This window comes from Bradyrhizobium sp. CB3481 (assembly GCF_029714305.1).
In the GTDB taxonomy this organism is placed as follows: Bacteria; Pseudomonadota; Alphaproteobacteria; order Rhizobiales; family Xanthobacteraceae; genus Bradyrhizobium.
The window spans coordinates 232,058-254,579 of the sequence record NZ_CP121647.1; the positions used below are offsets into that span (position 1 = coordinate 232,058).

A 22,522-nucleotide genomic window follows, 5' to 3' on the forward strand; every position below is an offset into this window, starting at 1 on the left:
CAAGAGGATCGTATCCTATGCCCAATGCCCGCAAGATCCTGATCGTGGATGACGATACCGATCTGCGCGACACGCTGGTCGAGCAGCTATCGCTGCACGAAGAGTTCGAAGCTTCCGCCGTCGATACCGGCGCCAAGGGCGCCAGCGCCGCCAAAGCCAATTCCCCCGATCTGGTGCTGATGGATGTCGGCCTGCCCGATACCGACGGCAGGGAAGTCGTGCGCAGCCTGCGCAAGGGCGGCTTCAAGGCGCCGATCATCATGCTGACCGGCCACGACACCGATTCCGACACGATCCTGGGACTCGAGTCGGGCGCCAACGATTATGTCGCCAAGCCGTTCCGGTTCGCCGTCCTGCTCGCGCGGATCAGGGCGCAGCTCCGCCAGCACGAGGCCAGTGAGGACGCGGTGTTCTCCGTCGGTCCCTACAGCTTCCGCCCCGGCTCCAAGATGCTGACGGCCGCCAATGCCAGGAAGGTGCGGCTGACCGAAAAGGAAACGGCGATCCTGCGCTTCCTGTACCGCGCCGGCCAGTTGCCGGTATCGCGCGAGACCTTGCTGCAGGAAGTCTGGGGCTACAATTCGGGCGTCACGACCCACACGCTGGAAACCCACATCTACCGTCTCAGGCAGAAGATCGAAAAGGATGCGGCCAATCCGGAAATCCTGGTGACGGAAGCCGGTGGCTACAAGCTGGTGCCGTGATACGATTCGCAGCCACTATTGGTGATTTTCGCGGATCCTGGTCACAGGTTCATGTCGATCGAAGATGATGTAGCCCTGCTCGAGCGGGTCCCGACATTGCGCCTGTTGGGAACGGCGTCGCTGCGCATGCTGGCGATCGGCTCCGAGCAGCGCAATTTCTCGCCCGGCGACTATCTGTTCAACGCAGGCGACGATGCGGATGCGGGCTATATCGTTCAGCGCGGTTCGATCCGGGTTGAGGACGGCGGCGCCGAAGTCGTTGCCGGCCCCGGCTCCCTGATCGGCGAGCTGGCGCTCATCGTCGCGATGAAGCGGCCGTCAAGCGCGGTTGCGCTCGATCATGCCTCGGTCATCCGGGTGTCGCGCAGCCTGTTTCAACGCGTGCTCGAAAGCGATCCCGCCGCGGCCCGCCGTCTGCGCGATGAACTCGCCACCCGCACCAGTCAGCTTGCCAGCGATATTGTGATGGCGGGCGCCAAGCTGAGTATCTGATCTTCGTCGTCCCGGACAAGCGAGCAGAGCGAGCGCGATCCGGGACCCATACGCCGCGGCATCTCTTTTGGGCAATTTGGTAGATGGCTTTCGTAACAACGAAGGCCTGTGGTTATGGGTCCCTGCGTGCCGCCTCCGCTAAAGCTTCGGCGAGCCCAACGCCAAACCCCGGCGAAGCCTTGGCGAAGACGGGTCGCAGGGACGACAAGAGCTTATACTTCCAGCGTCACCGTCACCGGGACGTGGTCGGACGGGCGCTCCCAGCCGCGCGCATCACGGCTGATCCTGAAATCGGTGACGCCGTCCTTCAGCGCGCGCGAGACCCAGATGTGGTCGAGCCGCCGGCCACGGTCGCCCACGGTCCAGTCGGCAGCGCGGTAGCTCCACCACGTATAGACCTTTTCCGACAGCGGGATCCGCTCGCGCGCGACGTCGAACCATTCGCCGTGGGTCTGCGCGGCCAACAGCTTCTCGCATTCGATCGGCGTGTGCGAAACCACCTTCAACAGCTGCTTGTGCGACCACACGTCGTTCTCATGCGGTGCGACGTTGAGGTCGCCGACCAGGATATGCCGGTCGTCGCCGCGCGGATGTAGCGGCTCGCACGTCTTCATCTCGTCGAGAAATTTCAGCTTGTGATCGAATTTCGGATTGAGCGCGGGATCGGGAATGTCGCCGCCGGCCGGCACATAGAAATTGTGCAGCACCAGCGGCTTCGCCAGTTGCGCCTTCTCGCCGAACGCCACCGAGATGTGGCGTGAATCGATCTTGTCGCAGAAGGTCCTGATGTCGGTGGTGTCGAACGGCAGCTTTGAGACGATGGCAACGCCGTGATAGCCCTTCTGTCCGTTCAGCGCGATATGCTCATAGCCGAGACGTTTGAAGCGCTTGAGCGGAAAGGCATCGTCGATGCATTTGGTCTCTTGCAGGCACAGCACGTCCGGCCGCGCCGACTTGAGGAATTTGGCGACGATGTCGATGCGCAGGCGTACCGAATTGATGTTCCAGGTTGTCAGGGAAAAACGCATGGGAACCGTGTCTTATCACGGTTCGTAGCGGCGTCGCGCTGGTTGTCCACAGGCGGAAGCTGGTGGGCACGCCGCGCCTTGCCCGCCGGGCACTGGAACGAAGCCCTCAGTTCGCCGGCGTGAAATAGTTGGTGAAGTCGATCTTGAACAGGCCGGGGTCGACCTTCTTGGTCGAGTCGAGATTATAGACCGCGACCGTGGTGTCGTAGCCTTGCGGATCGGTCACGGTCCATTGCTTGAGCTGGCCATCCTTGACGCCGACCATCAGCATCAGCCGGCTGGTGCCGATCAGGGCCTGCTTCTCCTCGATCGTGACGCTGATATAGACGTCGTCGGCGGTGACGCTGACGACATTGGTGTCCTTGAGCAGATCGATTCTATCCGACAACAGGAAACGCAGCGGCGTTTGCGACAGCGGATAGATGTCCTGGGTGGCGAGCTTGCGATCGCGCACGGCCAGCGACGAGCCGTCCGCAACGATCGCGATCGGGCTCGGATCGTCGTACTCGAAACGCACCTTCCCCGGCTTTTGGATGTAGAAATCGCCCTTGGTCTTGCTGCCGTCGGGACCGACCTGGACGAAATTTCCGACCAGCGTCTGCAGCGAGGACAGATAGGAGCTCACCCGGGCCGCCTGCGCCTTCTGATTGGCATCGAAGGTCGCAAACACATTGGCCGGGACGTTGCGGTTCGGATTCGGAATCACCGGGTTCGGCGGCGTCTGGGTTGCGCCGGTGGTCATCGGAACCCTGTCCTGCGCGCTCATCTGTACGCCGCCATCACGCGCCTTCGGCGCGGGCTTCGGAACCGGAACGTTCTGCGACAGCGCCGGCGTCGCGAAGCCTGCGATGGAAGTGGCGAGCAAAAGGGCCAGTCCGGAGCGCAGCCCGCGATGGGTGGGTTGTTGTGTCATCAGATATTTCGGATCTCTATGCGATGAGGCATCCCGCTGCCCGCCAGTTTATCGCGCTTTCGGGCGAAGGAGGTATCGTTTTTCCGTGAAAATTGTTGCGCCGAATCCACGTTCAGCGCCGGAATCTAGAAGCCACCCTCCTCTTCTGGCACCAGAATCTCGCGCTTGCCGGCGTGATTCGCCTGGCCAACGATGCCTTCGAGTTCCATCCGCTCCATCAGGGATGCGGCGCGGTTGTAGCCGATCTGCAGTCGGCGCTGAATATAGGAGGTCGATGCCTTGCGGTCGCGTTTGACGATCGCCACCGCCTGCGCGAACAGGTCGCCGCCGCCATCGCCGCCCATGCCGGTGGAATCGAACACCGCGCCGTCTTCCTCGCTCGGCTCTTCCGCCGTGACCGCTTCCAGATATTCCGGCGCGCCCTGCGTCTTGAGATGGCGCACCACCTTCTCGACTTCTTCGTCGGAGGCAAACGGGCCGTGCACGCGGCTGATGCGGCCGCCGCCGGCCATATAGAGCATGTCGCCCTGGCCGAGCAGCTGCTCGGCGCCCATCTCGCCGAGAATGGTGCGGCTGTCGATTTTCGATGTGACCTGGAAGGCGATGCGGGTCGGGAAGTTCGCCTTGATGGTGCCGGTGATGACGTCGACCGACGGACGCTGCGTCGCCAGGATGACGTGGAGGCCCGCGGCGCGCGCCATCTGCGCTAGGCGCTGCACCGCGCCTTCGATGTCCTTGCCCGCGACCATCATCAGGTCGGCCATTTCGTCGACGATGATGACGATGTAGGGCAGCGGCTCGAGGTCGAGCTTTTCTTCCTCGTAGATTGCCTTGCCGGTTTCCTTGTCGAAGCCGGTATGCACCGTGCGCGTCAACTCCTCGCCCTTGCCCTTGGCTTCGACGAGGCGCTGGTTATAGCCGTCGATGTTGCGGACGCCGAGCTTGGCCATTTTCTTGTAGCGCTCTTCCATCTCGCGCACGGCCCATTTCAGCGCGACCACCGCCTTCTTCGGATCGGTCACGACGGGCGTCAGCAGGTGCGGAATGCCGTCATAGACGGAGAGTTCGAGCATCTTGGGATCGACCATGATCAGGCGGCACTGATCCGGCCGCAGCCGGTAGACCAGGCTGAGGATCATGGTGTTGATGGCGACCGATTTGCCGGAGCCGGTGGTGCCGGCGATCAGCATGTGCGGCGTACGCGCCAGATCGATGATGATGGATTCGCCGCCGATGTTCTTGCCAAGGCAGAGCGGAAGTTTTGCGTGCGAATCATCCTTCACCGAAAGCAATTCGCGCAAATAGACCTTTTCGCGATGCGCGTTCGGCAGCTCGATGCCGATGGCGTTGCGGCCGGCCACCACGGCGACGCGGGCCGACAGCGCGCTCATCGAGCGGGCGATGTCGTCGGCGAGGCCGATGACGCGCGAGGATTTGATGCCCGGCGCCGGCTCGAGTTCGTAGAGCGTGACGACCGGTCCCGGGTTGGCCTTGACGATCTCGCCGCGGACGCCGAAGTCGCCGAGCACGCCTTCCAGCGCACGCGAATTGGCCTCCAGTTCGGCCTTGCTGAGCGGCTGCCGGTCGGAGGCCTTGGGCGCGGTGAGCATGGAAACCGACGGCAGTTCGAACTTATCGGATTTGCGGGAAGCGGGACGCGGCGCGGGCTTCTTGCGTGCGCGGGGGGCTTCCTCTTCCTCCTCCTCGTCCTCCTCTTCTTCTTCCTCCTCGTCCTCGAGTTCCTCGTCCTGCGGCGCCTGTTTTGGCGCAGCGCGGCCGCGCAGGCTCGGTTCCTGGCGCTCGAAGGAGGAGGTGCGAGACGGCGAGGAGCTCGACACCAGCGAGCGGTAGGCCGCAGTCATCAGCCAGCCGATCCGCGCCTTGGCGCTCATCAGCGCGTGGTACACCCAGCCGAGCGATACCGAGCTGCGGTCTTCTTCCTCGACGAAGGGCGTGTCATCGTCCTCGATCGGTGTCAGCTCTTCTTCCTTCGCCCGCGAGCCCCAGCCGCAGGCAAACAGGAAGGCCGCACCCATCGCGACGAACAGGATGATGCCGAGCACTAGGCGATAGGTGAATCCGGCCGGACCGAACACCACGGCGGGCGCGCGCACCAGCGCGTCGCCGACGACGCCGCCAAGGCCGGTCGGCAGCGCCCATGCGCCGCCATGCGGCCAGCAGCTTGCAAACCCGGCCGCAATCACCGTGCAGAGAATCCAGCAGCCAAGGCGCAGCGCCTCGCGGTCGAAGTTGCGATGGGTCAGCATCCGCCAGCCCCACACGGCGACCGGGAGGATCAGCATGATCGCGCCGAGGCCAAGGATCTGCATCAACAGATCGGCGCCGATCGCGCCGGGGTAGCCGAGCACGTTGCGAATGGGGCGCGAGGTGGCGTGGCTCAGGCTGGGGTCTTGCACGGACCACGTCATCAGCGCTGCCGCAGCAGCGCCGGACAGTGCGATCAGGCCGAGGCCCATCAGTTCGCGCAGGCGCCGCGCCAGGGCCTCGCGGATCGAGACCGGCAGATGGCCGACCAGGGGAATGACACGTTCGATCGCTGGCATGCTCATCGGGCCCTGCGATTAATCCAGAATTTCGACCAGCCGGTGCAACGCCTCGGCTGTTGATTCACTGTCGGAAACCAGCGCCAGGCGGATATAGCCTGCGCCGGGATTGAAGCCGTCGGGCTGCAGCTGCGACAGATAGCTGCCCGGGATCACGCGGACGCCGGCGTCACGATAGAGTCTCACCGCCGCTGCCTCGTCGCCGCCGCGCTGGGATACGTCGAGCCAGACGCAGAAGCCGCCGGCGGGCCGCTTATAGCCGTAGCGGCTGCCGAGAATCTGGTCGGCGAGATCGAACTTGATGCGATACAGCCTGCGGTTTTCCTCGACATGGGCCTCATCGCTATAGGCGGCGACCGCGACATGCTGCAGTGGCACCGGCACCTGGGGGGCGGCGACATTGCGCAATTCGTGAAAGGCGGCAAGAAATTTTTTATCACCCGCGGCAAAGCCGACGCGCATGCCCGGCAGGTTCGAGCGCTTCGAGAGCGACTGGAACGCGACGACATTGGTGAAGTCGGGTCCCGCGCATTCCAGCGCGCTGCCCGGCGCCTCCCTTGTGTAGATTTCCGAATAGCACTCGTCGCTCAGGATCATGAAGCCGTAGGCGTCGGCGAGTTTCTTCAGCCGCGTGAAGTAGGCGCCCGAGGCAACAGAGCCTTGCGGATTGGCGGGCGAGGCGATGAAGATCGCGACGGTCCGGGCCAGCGTTGCTTCATCGAGCGAATCAAGGTCCGGCAAGAACCCGTTGGCCAGCGTGGTCGGCAGATAGACCAGCTCGCAACCCGCCGCGCGCGCGCCGGCGCCATAGGCCGGATAAAACGGATTGGGCATCAGGATCGCGGGCCTGCCGTTGCGCGGGCCGACATAGCGGGCGGCGGTGATCGCGGCGAAGAATAGGCCCTCACGGCTGCCGTTCAGCACCAAAACTTCGCTCTCGGGATCGATCGGCCGCGGCAGATCGAATCGGCTCGACAGCCATTTGGCGGCGGCGTGCCGAAACGGCTCGATGCCCTTGGCGAGGGGATAGCGGCCGAACTCGGCGATGTGTTTGGCCAGGACCGGCCCGACGAAGTCCGGCACCGGGTGCTGCGGCTCGCCCAATGACAACGTAATCAATGGCTTGGCCGGCTGGTACGGCGCCAATAGCTCGCTCGTCCGGAGAAAAGGAGAGCGCTCGGCCTGACCGGCAGGCACGCTGCCGGCGCCCTGCGCCACGCCGGAAGGGACGGTCATTGCCATGTGTGAAACGCCAGCACTTTCAAAACGGGGTCGAGGGCTTACCCCAGGACCGCGGACCCATCAAATCACCATAGATACGGCGAGGTTAAGACGCGATTAACCATCGGCCTCTGCTGGACAATCTACGGAGTATTACCATATTATCGGCAGGTATTACCAGAGGTGAGCCATGACGACGACAGTCACGCGCAAGGGGCAAGTGACAATCCCAAAGCCGCTCCGCGACTACTTGGGAATCCGACCCGGCAGTCAGGTGGATTTTCGCCGTACCGACGACGGCGGCGTCGTCATCGAGAAAGCTGATGGACCTCGGCCACCAAGCAGGTTTGCCAAAGCGCGCGGGTCGGCCGGGCCGGGTATGACGACCGACGAACTGATGGCTCTCCTCCGCGGCGAACCGGAATGACGTTGGTCGATTCGAACGTTCTCCTGGACGTTGTCACTGACGGCGAAGCGTGGGCGGACTGGTCGCAGGGACAGCTCGAGCAGGCGGCTTCGGTTGGGCCGCTTGTCATCAATGACGTCATCTACGCCGAGATCTCGACACGCTACGCTGCTGTCGAAGATGTGGATGCGATGCTCCGCAATCTCGACATCGAGGTCGTAGCAATCCCGCGCCCGGCGCTTTTTCTGGCGGGCAAGGCTTACCTGAGGTACCGCAGCGCCGGCGGCCAGCGCACCGGCGTTCTGGCCGACTTTTTCATCGGCGCTCACGCGGCGGTCGAGCGGCGGCCGCTTCTCACCAGGGATGCGCGGCGCTACCGCACATATTTCCCGACGATTGAGCTGATCACGCCGTCGGAAAGCGGAGGATAGCGTCCCGCGAAGGCTACCGCCCCGGCAGCCGCTCGAACGCGGGCATGCCCTCCGGCACGTGGTGGAAGGCCTGCCTGTCGATCGTGTAGATCGCCATCTGCGGGTTGAAGAGGCTGGGATCATCGAAGGTTCCGACCTTCAGCACCACGGCGGGCAAGCCCGGCACCTTGGTCACCAGATGGGTTCCGCATTCCGGGCAGAACTCGCGCGTCACGGCGCGCTCGAGGTCGCTGCGGGTGAACTGCTTGGGCTGGCTTGCGGTGTATTTGAAGCCGTCGACCGGCATCGCCACGAACATGTTCGGCGCGCCGCCGGAAATATACTGGCATTCGCGGCAGTGGCACTGCGCCGCCATCATCGGGTCGCCCTCGGCCACATAGCGCACCTTGCCGCAATAGCATCCGCCTTCGACTTTCATGACGTCCTCCCGGTTTTTGTTGCCGTCATTTCGACGGCTCTCGCCCGGTTTGGCAAATGCAATTTCGGCAAATGAGACAGAGAAAGAAAGGGGCTCCAACTTGCGCTGGAGCCCCTCAACGGTCAGGGCATTGCCGGGTATGTGCCCGAACCGGAGTTGTGGATGCGGGCCTCGAGACAACGACTACGCTGTCCCTGGGGGTCCGCATCCCGGGAGAACTTACATGTTGTAGGCGCGCTCGGTGTGCTCGGTGACGTCGAGGCCTTCACGCTCGGTCTCGACGTTGACGCGCAGGCCGACGATCACGTCGACCACCTTGAAGATGATCGCCGAACCGATGCCCGACCACACCAGCGTGGTTCCGACGCCGGTAGCTTGCGCGATCATCTGCGCGACGAAGTCGTAATCGGCGACCTTCGGCGGGATGGCGGTGTAGTCGATGATGCCTGCGCCGCCGAGCGCCGGATTCACCAGGATGCCGGTGCCGAGCGCGCCGACGATGCCGCCGACGCAGTGCACGCCGAACACGTCGAGCGAGTCGTCGTAGCCGAGTGCATTCTTCACCACGGTGCAGAAGAACAGGCAGACGACACCGACGACGAGGCCGAGGACGATCGCACCCATCGGACCGGCATAGCCAGCCGCGGGAGTGACAGCGACGAGGCCGGCCACCGCGCCCGAGAGCGCGCCGAGCACCGAGGGGTGGCCCTTGACGATCCATTCCGCGAACATCCAGGCCATCGCCGCCGCTGCAGTCGCAACGAAGGAGTTGGTCATGGCGAGCGCGGCGCCGCCGGATGCTTCGAGGTTCGAACCGGCGTTGAAGCCGAACCAGCCGACCCAGAGCAGCGAAGCGCCGATCATGGTCATGGTCAGGGAGTGCGGGGCCATGAGCTCCTTGCCGTAGCCGACGCGCTTGCCGATCAAGAGTGCACCGACCAGGCCGGCGATGCCGGCGTTGATGTGCACCACGGTGCCGCCGGCGAAGTCGATTGCACCCTTCTTGAAGATCCAGCCGGCGTCGGCGTTGAGCTCGTCGAGCTTGGCCTGCGCCGCGGTCTTGGCGGCACCGTCAGCAGCCGCGGCGAGCGCCTTGGCGGCATCCTGGATCAGGTCCGGACCCTGCCAGTACCAGACCATGTGCGCGATCGGGAAGTAGATCAGCGTCACCCAGAGCGGGATGAACAGCGCGATCGCCGCGAACTTCATGCGCTCGGCAAAGGCGCCGACGATGAGGGCGGGGGTGATCGCCGCAAACGTCATCTGGAAGCAGACATAGACCAGCTCGGAGATGTTGGCGTCGACGCTGAAGGTCGCCGCCTTCGAATCCGTGGTCACGCCCATCAGGAAGGCCTTGGAGAAGCCGCCGATGAAGTCGGAACCGCCGGTGAAGGCGAGGCTGTAGCCGTAGAGGGCCCAGAGAACGACGACGATGCAGACGGTGTAGAAAACCTGCATCAGGACCGACAGCATGTTCTTGGAACGGACGAGGCCGCCGTAGAACAGCGCCAGGCCCGGGATGGTCATCAACAGCACCAGCACTGTCGACGTCAGCATCCAGGCGTTGTCGCCCTTGTTGACGGTCGGCTCGGCATAGGCAGCGGTCGCGGCAAACATGCCGACGGCGAGCGCTGCCAATCCCGCGCTATAGGGACGTTTAAACGTCATTGATTTTACTCCTGAGTGGTAAGGTTTGTGCGCGAAATCAGAGGGCCGCGGCATCCGCCTCGCCGGTGCGGATGCGAACCGCGTGGTCGAGGTTGATGACGAAGATCTTGCCGTCGCCGATCTGTCCGGTCTTGGCGGCTGAGGTGATGGCGTCGATGGTCTTGTCGACCTGATCGGAGGCAACAGCGACCTCGATCTTGATCTTGGGCAGGAAGCTCACGGCGTACTCGGCGCCGCGATAGATCTCGGTGTGGCCCTTCTGCCGGCCGTAGCCCTTGACTTCCGTCACCGTGAGGCCGTGAACGCCAATGGCAGTCAGGGCATCACGGACTTCTTCCAGTTTGAATGGCTTGATAATCGCCATAACAATTTTCATGGGTCTTGGTCCCCGCTTGGGCCCGGCTTCGAGGACCGGGCGTTCTCGACTGAGATCACCACGCGGAGATGTTCACTACGCGGGCACAGCCGGGACCCATAGAATCAAATGCCGTGCCAGATCGGGACCGATCACTAACAGACTATGAAGTCGATCCTTTTCGCCCTTTGCGGGAATTGCTGCTTCCTGCGCCATTCGGTCGCGCCCAAAGTGTAGTCAGGTCTGCTCAAATCGTGAGCAGGTCTGACGCCTAGGACACAATCCTGCTCAGCTGCAGGGCAAGAAAATGGTAACGGGGTGGGCCGCCTGTTGCAGCGCTTTGCCGTGCTGGGAGGATGTCGAGGCGTTCCGGCCCTGCGGCGGCCCGCTGGTGCGACGATGCCGAGCCAATCAAGGGTTGCTTTACGGACTCGCCGGTAGGATCGACCTCCTAAAAGGGGCGTCCCATGCATGTCGACACGCTTCCGCTTATCGTCAAGCTGGCAGGGTTTCTGCTGGCCATCCTGCCGCTCATGATCGACAACCTGCGCAGCGGCAGAGCAACCAACGGCAACAATCTCATACTGCTGCTCGGCGGCCTCGCGATGCTCATCCTTGATCGAGCCATGGGATGGAGCGACCGATCCCTGCTGGCATCGGGCGGCTGGATCATCGCCGGAATGGCCATCCTCCTCGTGGTCCACCGGATGATCGGTGTTCCATCCGGCGTCGCCAAGACGCTGATGGCGCTGCTGCCGTGGTTCACCGTGGCAAACTATCTTGTGGTGATCACGGCAGGATTGCTCATCACCGCACTCACGGGCTTTGTCACACGCCGAGACGCGCCGGTCGTGCCGTCGCTCATGGTCGCCGGCGTCTTCATCCTGGCCCTGTGAGCTCGGCTGCTACTGCAGCGCTTCGCCGTGCTGGGAGATATCGAGGCCTTCCAGCTCCTGCTGCAGCGAGACCCGCAGCGGCGCGAACACGCCCACCAGCTTGAGTAGCACAAACGTAACTCCCGCGGACCATACCAGCGTGGCGCCGACCCCATAGAGCTGGATCAGAACTTGCTGCGGGTTGTTTTCCAGCAGGCCTGCAGTGCCACCGATCGCGTTCACCGCAAAGACACCGGCGAGCAGCGTGCCGGTCAATCCGCCAATGCCGTGGACGCCGAAAACGTCGAGCGAGTCGTCATACTTGAAGCGCTGCTTCAGCCAGGTGCAGGCCCAGAAGCAGAGCGTGCCGGCGAAGACGCCGATGATGACGCCATGCCATGGCGCGACGAATCCGGAAGCCGGCGTGATGGTGCCAAGGCCCGCGACGGCGCCTGAGATCATGCCGAGCACCGAGGGCTTGCGCCGCGTCGCCCATTCGATCGCGGCCCAGGTCAGCGCGCCGGCGCAGGCGGCGAGGTGCGTTGCGGTGATCGCCATTACCGCGCGCGAGCTGGCGGCCAGCGCCGACCCGCCGTTGAAGCCGAACCAGCCGATCCACAGCAAGCCGGTGCCGATCACGGCGAGCGACAGGTCGAACGGCGCGAGATTCTCGCTGCCATAGCCGTGACGCTGGCCCATCACCATCGCGGCGACCAGACCACCGATGCCGGCGGAAAGATGGACGACGAGGCCGCCGGCGAAATCGAGGACGCCCGCGCTCGCCAGGAAGCCGCCGCCCCACACCCAATGCGCCAGCGGCACATAGACGAACATGAACCAGCCGATGGAGAACAGCAGATAGGCCGAGAACCGCATCCGGTCCGCGACCGCGCCGGCCACCAGCGCCACCGTGATGATCGCAAACGTCATCTGGTACAGCATGAAAAGCGCTTCCGGAATCGTCTTTGCCGCCGGATTGACGCTGTCCATCGTCATTCCGACCAGGAACCAGCGATCGAGCGTGCCGATGATGGGACCGTCGCCGACGAAGGCCAGCGAATAGCCGAAGGCCACCCAGAGGATCGAGATGATCGCCACCGCCGAGAGGCTCTGCGCCATCGTCGCCAGCACGTTCTTCTTGCGCACCATGCCGGAATAGAACAGCGCCAACCCCGGTATCGTCATCATCAACACCAGCGCGGTGGCGACGATCATCCATGCCGTGTCGGCGGCGTTGATGGTGGATGTTTCGGCCAGGGCCGGCGTTGCGAGCGGGATGCTCGCGGCAAGCGTGATGAACGCAGCAATCGGCGCTGCACGATACGATGGTGCCCCCATAAAATTCCCCCGGCGTGGTGTCGTTTCTTGTCTCGCGCGTCCAGCGTCGCCGCCGCCGCGCCCTGGATTCGGTGATGTCTTTAGAGCGCGTCGCTATCGGTCTCGCCGGTGCGGATGCGCAGGGCGTGATCGATCGGCGTGACGAAGATCTTGCCGTCGCCGATCTGCCCGGTGCGGGCGTTCGCGGTGATGACCTCGATCGCCTTGTCCGCGACGTCGGAAGCGACTGCGATCTCGATCCTGAGCTTGGGCAGGAAGTTCACGACATATTCGGCGCCGCGGTAGATTTCGGTGTGACCCTTCTGGCGGCCGTAGCCCTTGACCTCGGTCACCGTCATGCCGTGGACGCCGATGGCCGTGAGCGCCTGGCGGACCTCGTCAAGCTTGAAAGGTTTGATGATGGCAACGACGAGTTTCATGATCAGGCCTTCATTTCCCTGGACATTTCGTGAGCACGAGGCAGGCTGACCGCCCATCGGCCCGGCTGCCAGTGCAAATCTGGCATCTTTCTAGGCAAATGGCACAAAAAAGTTGCAGGTAGAAGGGGAAAACATTTCGAGCTGGTGACGTCCATCACTGTACAGGCGGCAGGATCGTCCGCCAAAATACGGTCTCTCCCTCAGCCGCCCGCCGGCTACCTCCATTTTTCCACGGCTCAAGGAAATAAAATAATATGTCGAACCGATCGTGGTTTTATGCCGCCAACGGCCAGCAACAGGGCCCTTATCCGGAGGTCCAGCTTCGCGACCTCATCACCCGCGGCACGGTCGGGGCGGATACGCTGGTCTGGACCGAGGGCATGTCGGGCTGGCTCAGGGCCGGCGACATTCCTGGCCTGGTCCCTGGCGGCTCCAGCGCGCCGGCTTTCGCAGCCCCTGGCGGCCCGCCGTCGGTGGCCGGGAGCTATAGCGGAGGTCCGCTGTCGATCGACTTTGACATCCTGGAATTTACCTGGCGCACCCTGGCGCTTGTGGTCGGTCTGATCCTCATCATCCCGGCGCCGTGGGTTTTGGTCTGGTACACCAAGTGGATCGTGCCGCGCATAGGCGTGCCGGGACGACCGAACCTCAGCTTCGAGGGCGAGGCGATGACGATTGTGCCCTGGTTTTTTGGCTTCGTCGTCCTCATGATTGGCGTGAATCTGATCGGCAGCCAAGTGCTCAGCAACCTGATGATCCTCGTTCAGATGGCCCTGTATTGGCTGTTCCTCAAATGGTTCGTCGCCAATCTCGCATCGAGCGGCCAACCCCTTGAGCTCAGTTTTTCGGGCACGGTGTGGGCTTACCTCGGTTGGACCATTCTTGGGGCGATCTCCATCATCACCATCATCGGCTGGGCCTGGGTTTACGTCGCCATGCTGCGATGGGTCTGCCGCAACATCCAGGGCACGCGGCGCGAAGTACTCTTCATCGGCAGCGGCCTCGAGTTTCTGTGGCGCGCGGTCGTGGCGGCATTCGCCAGCATCTTCATCATTCCGATACCCTGGGTGTATCGATGGATGATGCAATGGCTGGCGTCGCAGACTGTCTTGGCAGAGCGCAGCGACTACGCAAACGCGTAAGCCTCACTTGCGCTGGCGCACCGAGCCTTCCTGCGCTACCGACGCCACCAGCGTGCCGTCGGGCTTGAAGATCAGGCCGCGGGTCAAGCCGCGGCCGCCTTGCGCACTCGGCGAATCCTGCGCGTAAAGCAGCCATTCGTCGGCACGGAACGGGCGGTGAAACCACATCGCGTGATCGAGGCTCGCCGGCATCATGCGCTTATCGAACAGCGTGCGGCCGTAGCGCGCCATCACCGCATCGAGCAGCGAGAAATCCGACGCATAGGCCAGCGCGCACAGGTGCAGCGCCGGATCGTCGGGCAGCTTCGCCGCGGTGCGTATCCAGACATGGATGCGTCCGTCGTCGATCTTCTGGCCGAAATAGCGGCCGAGCTCGCATGGGCGCAGTTCGATCGGCCGGTCGGATTCATAATAGCGCCGGATGAATTCCGGCATCTCCTTGAACATCGGCTGTTTCGACACTTCTTCGGCCGTCAGCTTTTCCGGCGGCGGCACGTCCGGCATCTTGTCCTGATGATCGAAGGCGCCTTCTTCTTCGGCATGGAAGGAAACCATAATGGAGAAGATCGCGTTGCCATGCTGGATCGCGGTGACGCGGCGGGTCGAATAGCTCTTGCCGTCGCGCAGACGTTCGACCTGGTAGATGATCGGGATCTGCGGATCGCCCGGCAGGATGAAGTAACAATGGATCGAATGCGGCAGGCGGCCTTCGACGGTGCGGCATGCCGCGACCATGGCCTGGCCGATCACCTGCCCGCCGAACACCCGCTGCCAGCTCGTCTTCGGACTGTTGCCGCGGAACAGGTTCACCTCGAGCTGCTCGAGATCGAGGATGGAAATCAGGTCAATCAGGCCTTTGGACATGAGAAGCGCTTTCGTTCGTCATTCCGGGGCGCCTCAAACAGGCGAACCCGGAATCTCGTGCCAACCTCTGGATTCCGGGTTCGCGCTGCCGCGCGCCCCGGAATGACGCTCTGGTTAAGCAACCTTGTTTCTTGGCCCTGTTTCGCCCAGCTAATATCAGGTAGCAAGTCTCGTCTGAGGTGACAGCGTAACCAGGTAAGGATCGCATGGCGGCACAGCGAAGCATTGTCATCTGCGGCGGCGCCTTTGCCGGCCTGGCGCTGGCGCTGGCGCTCCGCCAGGGGCTGGGCCCGGACATTCCCGTCATTGTCGCCGACCCCGCCCTCGCCACGCGGCCGAGCCGCGATCCACGGGCGACCGCGATTGTCGCCGCGTGCCGGCGGCTGTTCGAGGCGCTTGGCGTCTGGGATCAGGTGTCGGATTCGCAAGCGATCCTCGACATGGTCGTCACGGACTCCAAGCTGGAGGACGCTACCCGCCCGGTATTCCTGACTTTTGCGGGGGAGGTCGAGCCCGGCGAGCCCTTTGCGCATATGGTCGAAAACCGCCGCCTGATCGATGCGCTGGTCGCGCGTGCCGAGGCTGAAGGCATCGATCTCCGCGCCGCCGCGGTGTCGAGCTACGATTCACGGCCTGATGGTGTAACCGTAACGCTCGCCGACGGCAATGTCGTGGAAGCAAGCCTGCTCGTCGCGGCCGACGGCGCGCGCTCGAAGCTGCGCGAGCGTGCCGGCATCGCCACCCATGGCTGGGACTACGATCAATCCGGCATCGTCGTCACCGTCCGCCATGAGCGCGATCATCACGGCCGCGCCGAAGAGCACTTTCTGCCCGCAGGTCCGTTCGCGATCCTGCCGCTATCAGGCAAGCGCTCGTCGCTGGTCTGGACTGAAAGCCGCACCGAGGCCGCGCGTGTCACCGCGCTCGGCGAAAGCGAATTCCATGACGAGCTCGAAAGGCGCTTCGGGCTGCACCTCGGCGAGATCAAGGCGCTCGACAAACCGCGCGCCTTTCCGCTCGGCTATTTCGTCGCGCGCTCGTTCGTCGCCGAACGGCTGGCGTTGATCGGCGATGCCGCGCATGTCATTCATCCGATCGCGGGGCAGGGGCTCAACATGGGGCTGAAGGACGTCGCGGCGCTGGCGGAAGTCGTCGTCGATGCGGCCCGGCTCGGCATCGATCCCGGCCAGGCCGATGTGCTCGAGCGCTACCAGCGCTGGCGGCGCTTCGACACCATGGCGATGGGGCTCGCCACCAACTCGCTGAACTTCCTGTTCTCGAATGAATCGACGCTGCTACGGACCGTGCGCGATATCGGGCTCGGCCTCGTCGACCGCGCGCCGCCGCTGAAAAACCTTTTCATCAAACAGGCGGCGGGACTATCCGGCGAGGTGCCGCGGCTGTTGAAGGGCGAGGCGTTGTAAGAGAGCGAATTGTAGGATGGGTAGAGCGCAGCGAAACCCATCAACTTTCTTTGCGGCAACGATGATGGGTTTCGCTTGCGCTCTACCCATCCTACGAAAATGGCCTCACTCGATCTTCCGCGCCTCTTCCGGCAGCATGATCGGAATGCCGTCGCGGATCGGGTAGGCGAGTTTCGCCGAGCGCGAGATCAGCTCCTGGCGCGCGGAATCAAATTCCAGCGGGCCCTTGGTCACCGGGCAGACCAGGATTTCCAGCAGCTTTGGGTCGACGGTGCCGTCGAGGCGTTCGGGTGAGGCGTTCATTTGATGTCTCCGGATCGGCGTGGTGCTTAGCATGGAAGGCCGCCCGATGTCATGACGTCGCCATCCGCACCAATTCGTCCACCACGGCCTGCTGCCGGGCCTTCGGCAGCGCTTGATCCGATAGCGCGAAGCCGAGAAAGGCCCAATAGAGGATCTGCGCGCGGGAGCGGGCGGCCTCGGTTGATAGGCCGGACTGCACCAGTAGGCCCTCCACATAGTTCAGCCGCCGCCGGTCGATCGCCTGCACGGCGGCACGCGCGGCGGCATCGACGCCGGCCCAGCTTCGAACGGCGCGTTCCAGCGTCAGCCGCTCGCCGAACACGCGGCGCAGCAGCAGCGCGAGCGGGTTATCGTCTTTCGACGCCGCCTCGACATTTTCGATGATCTGCTCGGCGGCGACCTCGTGCCAGCGCGCCAGGACCGCGGCGTGGAACGCGGCGATATCGGCGAAGTGCCAGTAAAAACTGCCGCGCGAGACGCGCAGCGTTTTCGCCAGCGGATCGGCCTTCAGCGCGGTGAAGCCGCTGTTGGCCAGCGCCTTCAGGCCCTGATCGACCCAGTCCTTTGCCGAGAGTTGATCGCTCATATGTCCGCCACCATACACTACTGTATTGACAAGCGCCACAAGACGGCGCATAACCATACAGTGCTGTATGGAGGCGTCTCGATGCGCGATCTCATCCTGCAATGCGCCGGCGTCGCCGGCATAGCCGTGGCTCTGATTCATGGGGTGCTGGGCGAAACCAAGGTGTTCGCCAAGGCGACCATCCAGCCGGAGAGCCTGCGCACGCTGATCCGACTGGTGTGGCAGGCGGGCACGGTGGCCTGGATCGGCGGCGGTGTGCTGCTGATCGCCGCGCCCTCGCTCGGATCGGAGAGCGCGCGGCACTGGATCGTTGGGACGATCGTCGCGGTCTATGCGTTTGCCGCCGCCGCCAATGCCTGGTGGTCGCGCGGCCGCGGCTTTGGATGGAAAGCGCTCGGCGCCGTCGTCGTGCTCGCGGTCGCTGGCTATTGAAGCGCTATTGCAATCCAGTGTCGCCGCTGGTGCGCTTCTTGGCGAGGTCCATCTCGGTCACAGCGATCAGGATCTCGGCGCGGGTTTTCAGGTCGGGTGCTTCCAGCATCGCCTGCTTCTCCGCCGGACCATAAGGCGACATCATCGCGAGCGCATTGACCAGCGCCTCGTTCGGCGCGCTCTCGATGCCTTCCCAATCCACCTTCAGATTGTTGGCGTTGAGAAAGTCGGTCAGCACGTCGAGCAGGGCGGTGCGGTCGACGTCCTCTTCGCCCTTGCGTGCGACGAAATCGTCGGCATAGGGGAAGAAGTCCACCTTGCATTGCCGGTACGCCGTCAGAGCTGCGATTTCCTCCACCACCTTGAAGCGGGCGACGCCGGTGAGCTCGAGGATGTAGCGGCCATCGCCGGATTCGGCGAGCTGGGTGATGCGACCGACGCAGCCGACCCGGAACAGCTCGGGCTTTGCCTCGTCCCTGGTGTGGGAAATATCCGGCTGGATCATCCCGATCAGCCGGTGCCCGTCACGCAGCGCATCGTCCACCATCGCCAGATAACGCGGCTCGAAAATATTGAGCGGCATCTGGCCGCGCGGCAGCAACAGCGCGCCCGGCAACGGAAACACCGGAATGATTTCGGGAAGCTCGCCGGGTCCGCGGTATTCGGCATTGATCGGCATGGGCAGTCCCGGTCAGTTCGCTGGTTCGGTGCGTGTTCTCTTCACAAAACGACGTCCCACAGTTGGGAATACGCGCTATTCGTCTGAACATGATCTTGTCGGAAAACCGGTATCCACTTTGCGCTACGCGGCCGTTCCGGTCCGGATCATGCTCTAGGAGAAGAGTATCGTCGATAGTCGCCTTCGTCCTTCAACCGTTGCTTCGTCGGCGCCGCCCCAGGCCTCGAAGAACTGCACCAGCTGCTTGCGGGCGCCGTCATCGTTCCATTTGCGGTCGCGCTTGACGATCTCCAACAGCTGGTTGGTCGCCTCCGCGCGCTTGCCGAGGGCATTGAGCGCGGTCGCGAGATCGAATCGCGCCTGATGATCGAGCGGATTTGCGGCAACCTTCTGTTCAAGCTCGGTCACCGGACCCAGTGCCTTCGCTTGCTCGGCGAGGTCGATCGAGGCCTGCACGGCCTTGACCGCGGCGTCGTTGCGCTTGGATTCCGGCACCATTGCCAGCGTCTGCTTGGCCTGCTCGACGGCGCCCGTCGTGACATAGCATTTGGCAAGCCCAGCCAGCGCCGGGATGTTGGTGGCATCGAAACCAAGGATCTCGGCATAGATCTGGGCGGCCGCGGCGGGGTCGCCCTCCGCCAGCACGGCCTCGGCCTCTTTGAGGATTTCCGCGATATTCGGCTCGCCCGGCGCGGTCACGCCCTTGGTGATCTTCTCGATGAAGGCATTGACCTGGCTCTCCGGCACCGCGCCCATGAAACCGTCGGCGGGCTGGCCATTGACGAACGCAATAACGGCCGGGATCGACTGGATGCCCATCTGGCCCGGGATCGCCGGGTGCTGGTCGATGTTCATCTTGACCAGCTTGACCTTGCCCTTGGCGGCGCGGACCGCCTTTTCGAGCACCGGCGTGAGCTGCCGGCAGGGACCGCACCACTCCGCCCAGAAATCGATCAGCACCGGCTGGCGCTTCGATTCCTCGATGACGTCCTTCATAAAGGTCTGGGTGGTCGTTTCCTTGATCAGATCGGATGCTGCCTGCGGTGCCGGGCCGCCGCCCTGCTCAACTATCGTCACGGTATCCTCGCCTGATGTCTTGGCCTGATGTCTTGCGAATGCTTGTCGGGAACGGGGGTCGTTCTAGCACGTCCCGGAACCAAGTTCTCGTCAGCTAGATGGCGGCTTGGCCACAAAATTCAATTGGCCGCAGCCCGCCGGCCCGTCCCCTGGTCCGGGTTCCGAATCGCACCTTCCGATGCCGGTCGGCCCGTCCGGATGTCGTTTCGAGCGGTTCGAGCCCATTTGTTAATGAAATCGGACCAATCTGATGTCATCCAATTGCGTTCGGACTGTTGCATTCACGGTCCGCATTTGGCATAGGTCTGCCGTTGACGGCGCGCGTCGCCGCCATCTCGGATGCGGGTGTAGCTCAGTGGTAGAGCACGACCTTGCCAAGGTCGGGGTCGAGGGTTCGAGCCCCTTCGCCCGCTCCAGATTTCTTCAAATCGCTGGTACCGTATCAAACGACAGGCCGCCTTCTTGGCGGCCTTTCGTTTGCGGCTCATGCCGTTGGGTCCATCGGCAGCCGCTCACCTCGGAAGGCGATACACCCAGATCCTGGCCTTGCCTGAACTCACGTCCTGAAACATCTTCGGGAAGACAGCGCTGACCGGTTTGTTCAGATAAACGAACAATTGCCCGTCGCGGGTCGCCCGGAATTTTTCGTCGAGGCGGCCGTTGGTCGGCTCGCTGTCGAGGAAGTTCTCCTCATTGCCGGTCTCGCCATAGCGAAGGATGACGTGGCCGAAGGGGCGGTCGAGCGTCCGCTTGAGGGGATAGGCGGCCGCCAGCAGGACAAAACGCCCGAGCCCCGCGGCTGAGCCGAGCACACCGTCATTCTTCCAATCGGGAAGGAAGGCGCGGAGCGGCATTCCGCCGGGGCCGGACGAGGCGCCGAGGAATCGCCAGTCGCCGTCCTTCTCCAGGATGAACTGATATTGTGCGCGCCGTTCCAGCTTGATGCCGACCGGCGTGCACAGATCGGCGGTGTTGAATTCGGCGACATGGATGCGGCACGCCGCCGAGGCGCAAGTATTCGGAAGAAGGCCACCGTCGGCGTTGCGCTTGCACAGCTTCAAATCGTCGGGATCGCAGACGTCGAGCGTCACCGGCTGCTCCGCCGGCTTGCAGAAATCGCCGAGGCTGTCGCGGATGTTGAAGAGATAGTGGCTGGCAAGGATGATGCCACCGATCAGGAAAGTGACCGCGAAAAATGCCGGCGCAACCTTGAGCTTAATATCGCTGATGAATTGCCGGTAGGCATCCTTCAGCCTAAAGCGCGCGATCATGCGGTCGCTCAGCAGCATCGTAATCAGGATGACGAAGGCGAAAAACTGGAAATAGGGATGCGTGATCCGGTCGACCAAGGTCTGCGGCGAGGCAGGCAAATCAGGCACATCAAAGCCAAACCAGCTCGGCACTGGATACAGCGTGACGAACAGCAAGATGACGAAAAGCGCAATCGGAAGTCCGACCGCACTGCTGCGCGCTTTGGTTTCGCCTCGATGCAGGTCGACCTTTCCAAGGCTCGTCCGCCACGCCTGGCGCATCTGATCGGTGATCCGGCTTCGAAGGCTGACGCTCAGCCATAGCAGCAGCGCGACAAGGCCGGCGCAAAGCACGAACCACAGCGGCTCGCGCGCGTAGGCGTTGATCCAACGGGACGCCGCGCCCGGCAGCGCGAGGCCGACCATGCGAATGACGTCGGAAAGCGGCCGCAACGGCGAGGCGAACTCGGCCTGGGCCGGCGCGTTGGATGTCAGCGGATAGGTCAACAGATAAAACGAGGCGATGACGGTCAGGAAATAGATGATGCGCCGCCGCCAGATCGAGCTTCCGACGACGTGCTCCTGGGTGAACTCGCGCTGGCGGGCGGAAGCCGCCGTTTCATATTTCGGTTTGTCCGGTGGAACGATCAGCCTGTCTGGCGCGACGATCTTCTCGTCGTAGGTCAGTATTTCGTAACTCGGCGGCAATCCGACCGGCGCGTAGAGATGCGCATCGACGGCGATCCGGTCGAAAACGCTTTCGTGGATCTTCGGCGTTTCGATTTTGACGCAGTCGCGCTTGTCCTCGGAAAATTTCGTGTCCGAAAGCGCGGCGACGCTTCGCGGCCCATAGCGGTAGTAGCCGCCCAGCCCATTCCGCGAATCGTAGATGCGGCCGTCCTTGTCCTGCGTCGAGCGCACCCGGGTGAAGGCGTCGGGATCGGCGCCGGGCGCTTCCTTCAAGGTCAGCCCGCGGCGGCGCGCTTCCGACAGGATCCACGTCAGCGACACATGAGCGAGCGAGTCATCCGGATATCCGCCGCCCACATTGGAGTGAACGCCGGCGAACCAGACCTGGGTAATCCGGTTCGGTTGGGTTTCCGGACTCTCGTCCCATAATAGCGGATGGAAGGTGGTGCGCTCGTCGTCCAGCGACAGCGCGTGGCAGGCCTTGCGGACCAGCGGATGCAGCTGCCGGTCTGGCAGTTCGAGCGGCCACAGGTAGCGGCTGACGCCGCGCGTCATCTCGTCGATTGGCAGGCCGTAGGCGGCAACGGTATCCCACAGGCCGAGGAAAGCGACATGGTCGACCGGCCGTTCATTCTTGTCGTGCTTGGCGGAGACGAACAGGTTGCGCAGCTTGCGAAACGGCCATTCGACCTGAAACCGCGACTTGAACGATTCTGCCCGATGGGCCCGATAGGCCGCGGCGACTTTTCGATCGAGTTCTTCCTCGGTGCGGTAACTCACCAGCCCCTGTTCGCAGATCAGGCCGTTGACCACGCGGATGGTAAAGGCGCCACGGCTAAAGCCGAACGCGAAGATATCGTCGCTCTGCCAGGGGCCGTATTGCTCCGGCCGGTTCTCGGCCTTCGCCGCCGCGGCTTCAAGCCGGAGGTAGTCGAGATGCGAGCGATAATTGCGGCAGGCGAACTTGTAGATGTCGAGCACGTTGCGCTTCAGGCCGAAGCCGAAGGCACCGCCGAGGATTGCGAACGGCTTGAAGGAGGAGGTGCCGACGCCGTCGTCGTAGAACGCAATCTGCTGCGAGCTCGTCAGGTCCAGCGATTCGAAGACGCGCCAGACATTGGTTCGCCAGACCTTGCCGGCCGAATTGCCGGTGCCGTCTGAGAGCAAAATGATCCGCTTGTTGGCCATACGGACGCTCGCTCACGCGCGGTCGCATCAGACCGACGTTCAGTTGAGAGCATAC

The 22,522-nt window shown here is 63.3% G+C and carries 23 protein-coding genes and 1 tRNA gene; 9 read left to right on the top strand and 15 right to left on the bottom strand.

From position 1 onward, the window contains the following. Positions 1-17 precede the first annotated feature (17 nt). A complete protein-coding gene (locus tag QA643_RS01105) occupies positions 18-704 on the top strand; it encodes a response regulator transcription factor (protein ID WP_028348340.1) in 687 nt (228 codons plus the stop codon). Positions 705-755: 51 nt separating this feature from the next. Then, a complete protein-coding gene (locus QA643_RS01110; RefSeq protein ID WP_283031377.1) occupies positions 756-1,196 on the top strand; it encodes a cyclic nucleotide-binding domain-containing protein in 441 nt (146 codons plus the stop codon). Between the two features lie 212 nt (positions 1,197-1,408). On the opposite strand, the gene QA643_RS01115 is transcribed toward QA643_RS01110, so the two are convergent. The 4 genes from QA643_RS01115 to QA643_RS01130 form a co-directional block, all read right to left on the bottom strand. Then, on the bottom strand, positions 1,409-2,224 hold the full coding sequence (locus QA643_RS01115; RefSeq protein ID WP_283031378.1) for an exodeoxyribonuclease III: 816 nt from the start codon (positions 2,222-2,224) through the stop codon (positions 1,409-1,411). A gap of 106 nt (positions 2,225-2,330) precedes the next feature. Beyond that, complete coding sequence (locus QA643_RS01120) at positions 2,331-3,137, bottom strand: outer membrane lipoprotein carrier protein LolA (RefSeq protein ID WP_283031379.1); 807 nt, start codon at positions 3,135-3,137, stop codon at positions 2,331-2,333. Positions 3,138-3,262: 125 nt separating this feature from the next. Beyond that, positions 3,263-5,707: a DNA translocase FtsK gene (locus QA643_RS01125; protein ID WP_283031380.1), complete on the bottom strand. Its 2,445-nt coding sequence runs from the start codon at positions 5,705-5,707 to the stop codon at positions 3,263-3,265. 12 nt (positions 5,708-5,719) lie between these two features. Beyond that, a complete protein-coding gene (locus tag QA643_RS01130; RefSeq protein ID WP_283031381.1) occupies positions 5,720-6,943 on the bottom strand; it encodes an aminotransferase class I/II-fold pyridoxal phosphate-dependent enzyme in 1,224 nt (407 codons plus the stop codon). Positions 6,944-7,112: 169 nt separating this feature from the next. Here QA643_RS01130 and QA643_RS01135 point away from each other — a divergent pair, with 169 nt between their 5' ends. Together QA643_RS01135 and QA643_RS01140 are read left to right on the top strand one after the other, a co-directional pair. After that, positions 7,113-7,349, top strand: coding sequence for an AbrB/MazE/SpoVT family DNA-binding domain-containing protein (locus QA643_RS01135; protein WP_283031382.1), 237 nt, complete (start codon positions 7,113-7,115; stop codon positions 7,347-7,349). Beyond that, positions 7,346-7,759 carry a type II toxin-antitoxin system VapC family toxin gene (locus QA643_RS01140; RefSeq protein ID WP_283031383.1) on the top strand — a complete coding sequence of 138 codons (414 nt, stop codon included), beginning with the start codon at positions 7,346-7,348 and terminating at the stop codon, positions 7,757-7,759. The genes QA643_RS01135 and QA643_RS01140 overlap by 4 nt, the downstream gene beginning before the upstream one ends. A 13-nt stretch (positions 7,760-7,772) precedes the next feature. Here the strand turns inward: QA643_RS01140 and QA643_RS01145 are convergent, their stop codons facing one another. The 3 genes from QA643_RS01145 to QA643_RS01155 form a co-directional block, all read right to left on the bottom strand. Further along, the gene (locus tag QA643_RS01145; protein ID WP_283031384.1) at positions 7,773-8,177 is read right to left on the bottom strand and encodes a GFA family protein; all 405 of its coding nucleotides are present in this window, start codon (positions 8,175-8,177) and stop codon (positions 7,773-7,775) included. 219 nt (positions 8,178-8,396) lie between these two features. Beyond that, on the bottom strand, positions 8,397-9,845 hold the full coding sequence (locus QA643_RS01150) for an ammonium transporter (protein ID WP_283031385.1): 1,449 nt from the start codon (positions 9,843-9,845) through the stop codon (positions 8,397-8,399). 37 nt (positions 9,846-9,882) lie between these two features. Further along, positions 9,883-10,221 (bottom strand): P-II family nitrogen regulator, encoded by a 339-nt coding sequence (locus QA643_RS01155; protein WP_008142813.1) that lies wholly within the window; start codon positions 10,219-10,221, stop codon positions 9,883-9,885. A gap of 446 nt (positions 10,222-10,667) precedes the next feature. On the opposite strand from QA643_RS01155, the gene QA643_RS01160 reads away from it, so the two are divergent. Continuing rightward, positions 10,668-11,096, top strand: a complete 429-nt coding sequence (locus QA643_RS01160) for a hypothetical protein (RefSeq protein ID WP_283031386.1) — start codon at positions 10,668-10,670, stop codon at positions 11,094-11,096. Positions 11,097-11,105: 9 nt separating this feature from the next. Here QA643_RS01160 and QA643_RS01165 read toward each other — a convergent pair whose 3' ends face one another. After that, on the bottom strand, positions 11,106-12,413 hold the full coding sequence (locus QA643_RS01165; RefSeq protein WP_283031387.1) for an ammonium transporter: 1,308 nt from the start codon (positions 12,411-12,413) through the stop codon (positions 11,106-11,108). An 80-nt stretch (positions 12,414-12,493) separates the two neighbouring features. Further along, positions 12,494-12,832 carry a P-II family nitrogen regulator gene (locus tag QA643_RS01170; RefSeq protein WP_057853743.1) on the bottom strand — a complete coding sequence of 113 codons (339 nt, stop codon included), beginning with the start codon at positions 12,830-12,832 and terminating at the stop codon, positions 12,494-12,496. A gap of 254 nt (positions 12,833-13,086) precedes the next feature. On the opposite strand from QA643_RS01170, the gene QA643_RS01175 reads away from it, so the two are divergent. Next, a complete protein-coding gene (locus tag QA643_RS01175; protein WP_283031388.1) occupies positions 13,087-13,974 on the top strand; it encodes a DUF4339 domain-containing protein in 888 nt (295 codons plus the stop codon). Between the two features lie 3 nt (positions 13,975-13,977). Here QA643_RS01175 and tesB read toward each other — a convergent pair whose 3' ends face one another. Beyond that, a complete protein-coding gene (gene tesB, locus QA643_RS01180) occupies positions 13,978-14,838 on the bottom strand; it encodes an acyl-CoA thioesterase II (protein WP_283031389.1) in 861 nt (286 codons plus the stop codon). 206 nt (positions 14,839-15,044) lie between these two features. Here tesB and QA643_RS01185 point away from each other — a divergent pair, with 206 nt between their 5' ends. Beyond that, positions 15,045-16,262: a ubiquinone biosynthesis hydroxylase gene (locus tag QA643_RS01185; RefSeq protein ID WP_283031390.1), complete on the top strand. Its 1,218-nt coding sequence runs from the start codon at positions 15,045-15,047 to the stop codon at positions 16,260-16,262. 105 nt (positions 16,263-16,367) lie between these two features. Here the strand turns inward: QA643_RS01185 and QA643_RS01190 are convergent, their stop codons facing one another. Continuing rightward, the gene (locus QA643_RS01190) at positions 16,368-16,565 is read right to left on the bottom strand and encodes a Trm112 family protein (RefSeq protein ID WP_283031391.1); all 198 of its coding nucleotides are present in this window, start codon (positions 16,563-16,565) and stop codon (positions 16,368-16,370) included. 49 nt (positions 16,566-16,614) lie between these two features. Beyond that, the gene (locus QA643_RS01195) at positions 16,615-17,151 is read right to left on the bottom strand and encodes a TetR/AcrR family transcriptional regulator (protein ID WP_283031392.1); all 537 of its coding nucleotides are present in this window, start codon (positions 17,149-17,151) and stop codon (positions 16,615-16,617) included. An 81-nt stretch (positions 17,152-17,232) separates the two neighbouring features. Here QA643_RS01195 and QA643_RS01200 point away from each other — a divergent pair, with 81 nt between their 5' ends. After that, positions 17,233-17,583, top strand: coding sequence for a hypothetical protein (locus QA643_RS01200; RefSeq protein WP_283031393.1), 351 nt, complete (start codon positions 17,233-17,235; stop codon positions 17,581-17,583). A 4-nt stretch (positions 17,584-17,587) separates the two neighbouring features. Here QA643_RS01200 and QA643_RS01205 read toward each other — a convergent pair whose 3' ends face one another. Then, on the bottom strand, positions 17,588-18,262 hold the full coding sequence (locus QA643_RS01205) for an LON peptidase substrate-binding domain-containing protein (RefSeq protein WP_283031394.1): 675 nt from the start codon (positions 18,260-18,262) through the stop codon (positions 17,588-17,590). 153 nt (positions 18,263-18,415) lie between these two features. Further along, positions 18,416-19,339, bottom strand: coding sequence for a thioredoxin (gene trxA / locus QA643_RS01210; RefSeq protein WP_283031395.1), 924 nt, complete (start codon positions 19,337-19,339; stop codon positions 18,416-18,418). Positions 19,340-19,680: 341 nt separating this feature from the next. On the opposite strand from trxA, the gene QA643_RS01215 reads away from it, so the two are divergent. Next, positions 19,681-19,755, top strand: a tRNA-Gly gene (locus QA643_RS01215). Between the two features lie 96 nt (positions 19,756-19,851). Here QA643_RS01215 and QA643_RS01220 read toward each other — a convergent pair. Beyond that, on the bottom strand, positions 19,852-22,467 hold the full coding sequence (locus QA643_RS01220; protein WP_283031396.1) for a DUF2235 domain-containing protein: 2,616 nt from the start codon (positions 22,465-22,467) through the stop codon (positions 19,852-19,854). Positions 22,468-22,522 lie beyond the last annotated feature (55 nt).

Excerpts from the sequence above, each read along its gene's own strand:
- QA643_RS01105 (WP_028348340.1), top strand. The coding sequence starts at position 18 with ATGCCCAATGCCCGCAAGATCCTGATCGTGGATGACGATACCGATCTG.
- QA643_RS01110 (WP_283031377.1), top strand. The coding sequence starts at position 756 with ATGTCGATCGAAGATGATGTAGCCCTGCTCGAGCGGGTCCCGACATTG.
- QA643_RS01115 (WP_283031378.1), bottom strand. The coding sequence starts at position 2,224 with ATGCGTTTTTCCCTGACAACCTGGAACATCAATTCGGTACGCCTGCGC.
- QA643_RS01120 (WP_283031379.1), bottom strand. The coding sequence starts at position 3,137 with ATGACACAACAACCCACCCATCGCGGGCTGCGCTCCGGACTGGCCCTT.
- QA643_RS01125 (WP_283031380.1), bottom strand. The coding sequence starts at position 5,707 with ATGAGCATGCCAGCGATCGAACGTGTCATTCCCCTGGTCGGCCATCTG.
- QA643_RS01130 (WP_283031381.1), bottom strand. The coding sequence starts at position 6,943 with ATGGCAATGACCGTCCCTTCCGGCGTGGCGCAGGGCGCCGGCAGCGTG.
- QA643_RS01135 (WP_283031382.1), top strand. The coding sequence starts at position 7,113 with ATGACGACGACAGTCACGCGCAAGGGGCAAGTGACAATCCCAAAGCCG.
- QA643_RS01140 (WP_283031383.1), top strand. The coding sequence starts at position 7,346 with ATGACGTTGGTCGATTCGAACGTTCTCCTGGACGTTGTCACTGACGGC.
- QA643_RS01145 (WP_283031384.1), bottom strand. The coding sequence starts at position 8,177 with ATGAAAGTCGAAGGCGGATGCTATTGCGGCAAGGTGCGCTATGTGGCC.
- QA643_RS01150 (WP_283031385.1), bottom strand. The coding sequence starts at position 9,845 with ATGACGTTTAAACGTCCCTATAGCGCGGGATTGGCAGCGCTCGCCGTC.
- QA643_RS01155 (WP_008142813.1), bottom strand. The coding sequence starts at position 10,221 with ATGAAAATTGTTATGGCGATTATCAAGCCATTCAAACTGGAAGAAGTC.
- QA643_RS01160 (WP_283031386.1), top strand. The coding sequence starts at position 10,668 with ATGCATGTCGACACGCTTCCGCTTATCGTCAAGCTGGCAGGGTTTCTG.
- QA643_RS01165 (WP_283031387.1), bottom strand. The coding sequence starts at position 12,413 with ATGGGGGCACCATCGTATCGTGCAGCGCCGATTGCTGCGTTCATCACG.
- QA643_RS01170 (WP_057853743.1), bottom strand. The coding sequence starts at position 12,832 with ATGAAACTCGTCGTTGCCATCATCAAACCTTTCAAGCTTGACGAGGTC.
- QA643_RS01175 (WP_283031388.1), top strand. The coding sequence starts at position 13,087 with ATGTCGAACCGATCGTGGTTTTATGCCGCCAACGGCCAGCAACAGGGC.
- tesB (WP_283031389.1), bottom strand. The coding sequence starts at position 14,838 with ATGTCCAAAGGCCTGATTGACCTGATTTCCATCCTCGATCTCGAGCAG.
- QA643_RS01185 (WP_283031390.1), top strand. The coding sequence starts at position 15,045 with ATGGCGGCACAGCGAAGCATTGTCATCTGCGGCGGCGCCTTTGCCGGC.
- QA643_RS01190 (WP_283031391.1), bottom strand. The coding sequence starts at position 16,565 with ATGAACGCCTCACCCGAACGCCTCGACGGCACCGTCGACCCAAAGCTG.
- QA643_RS01195 (WP_283031392.1), bottom strand. The coding sequence starts at position 17,151 with ATGAGCGATCAACTCTCGGCAAAGGACTGGGTCGATCAGGGCCTGAAG.
- QA643_RS01200 (WP_283031393.1), top strand. The coding sequence starts at position 17,233 with ATGCGCGATCTCATCCTGCAATGCGCCGGCGTCGCCGGCATAGCCGTG.
- QA643_RS01205 (WP_283031394.1), bottom strand. The coding sequence starts at position 18,262 with ATGCCGATCAATGCCGAATACCGCGGACCCGGCGAGCTTCCCGAAATC.
- QA643_RS01220 (WP_283031396.1), bottom strand. The coding sequence starts at position 22,467 with ATGGCCAACAAGCGGATCATTTTGCTCTCAGACGGCACCGGCAATTCG.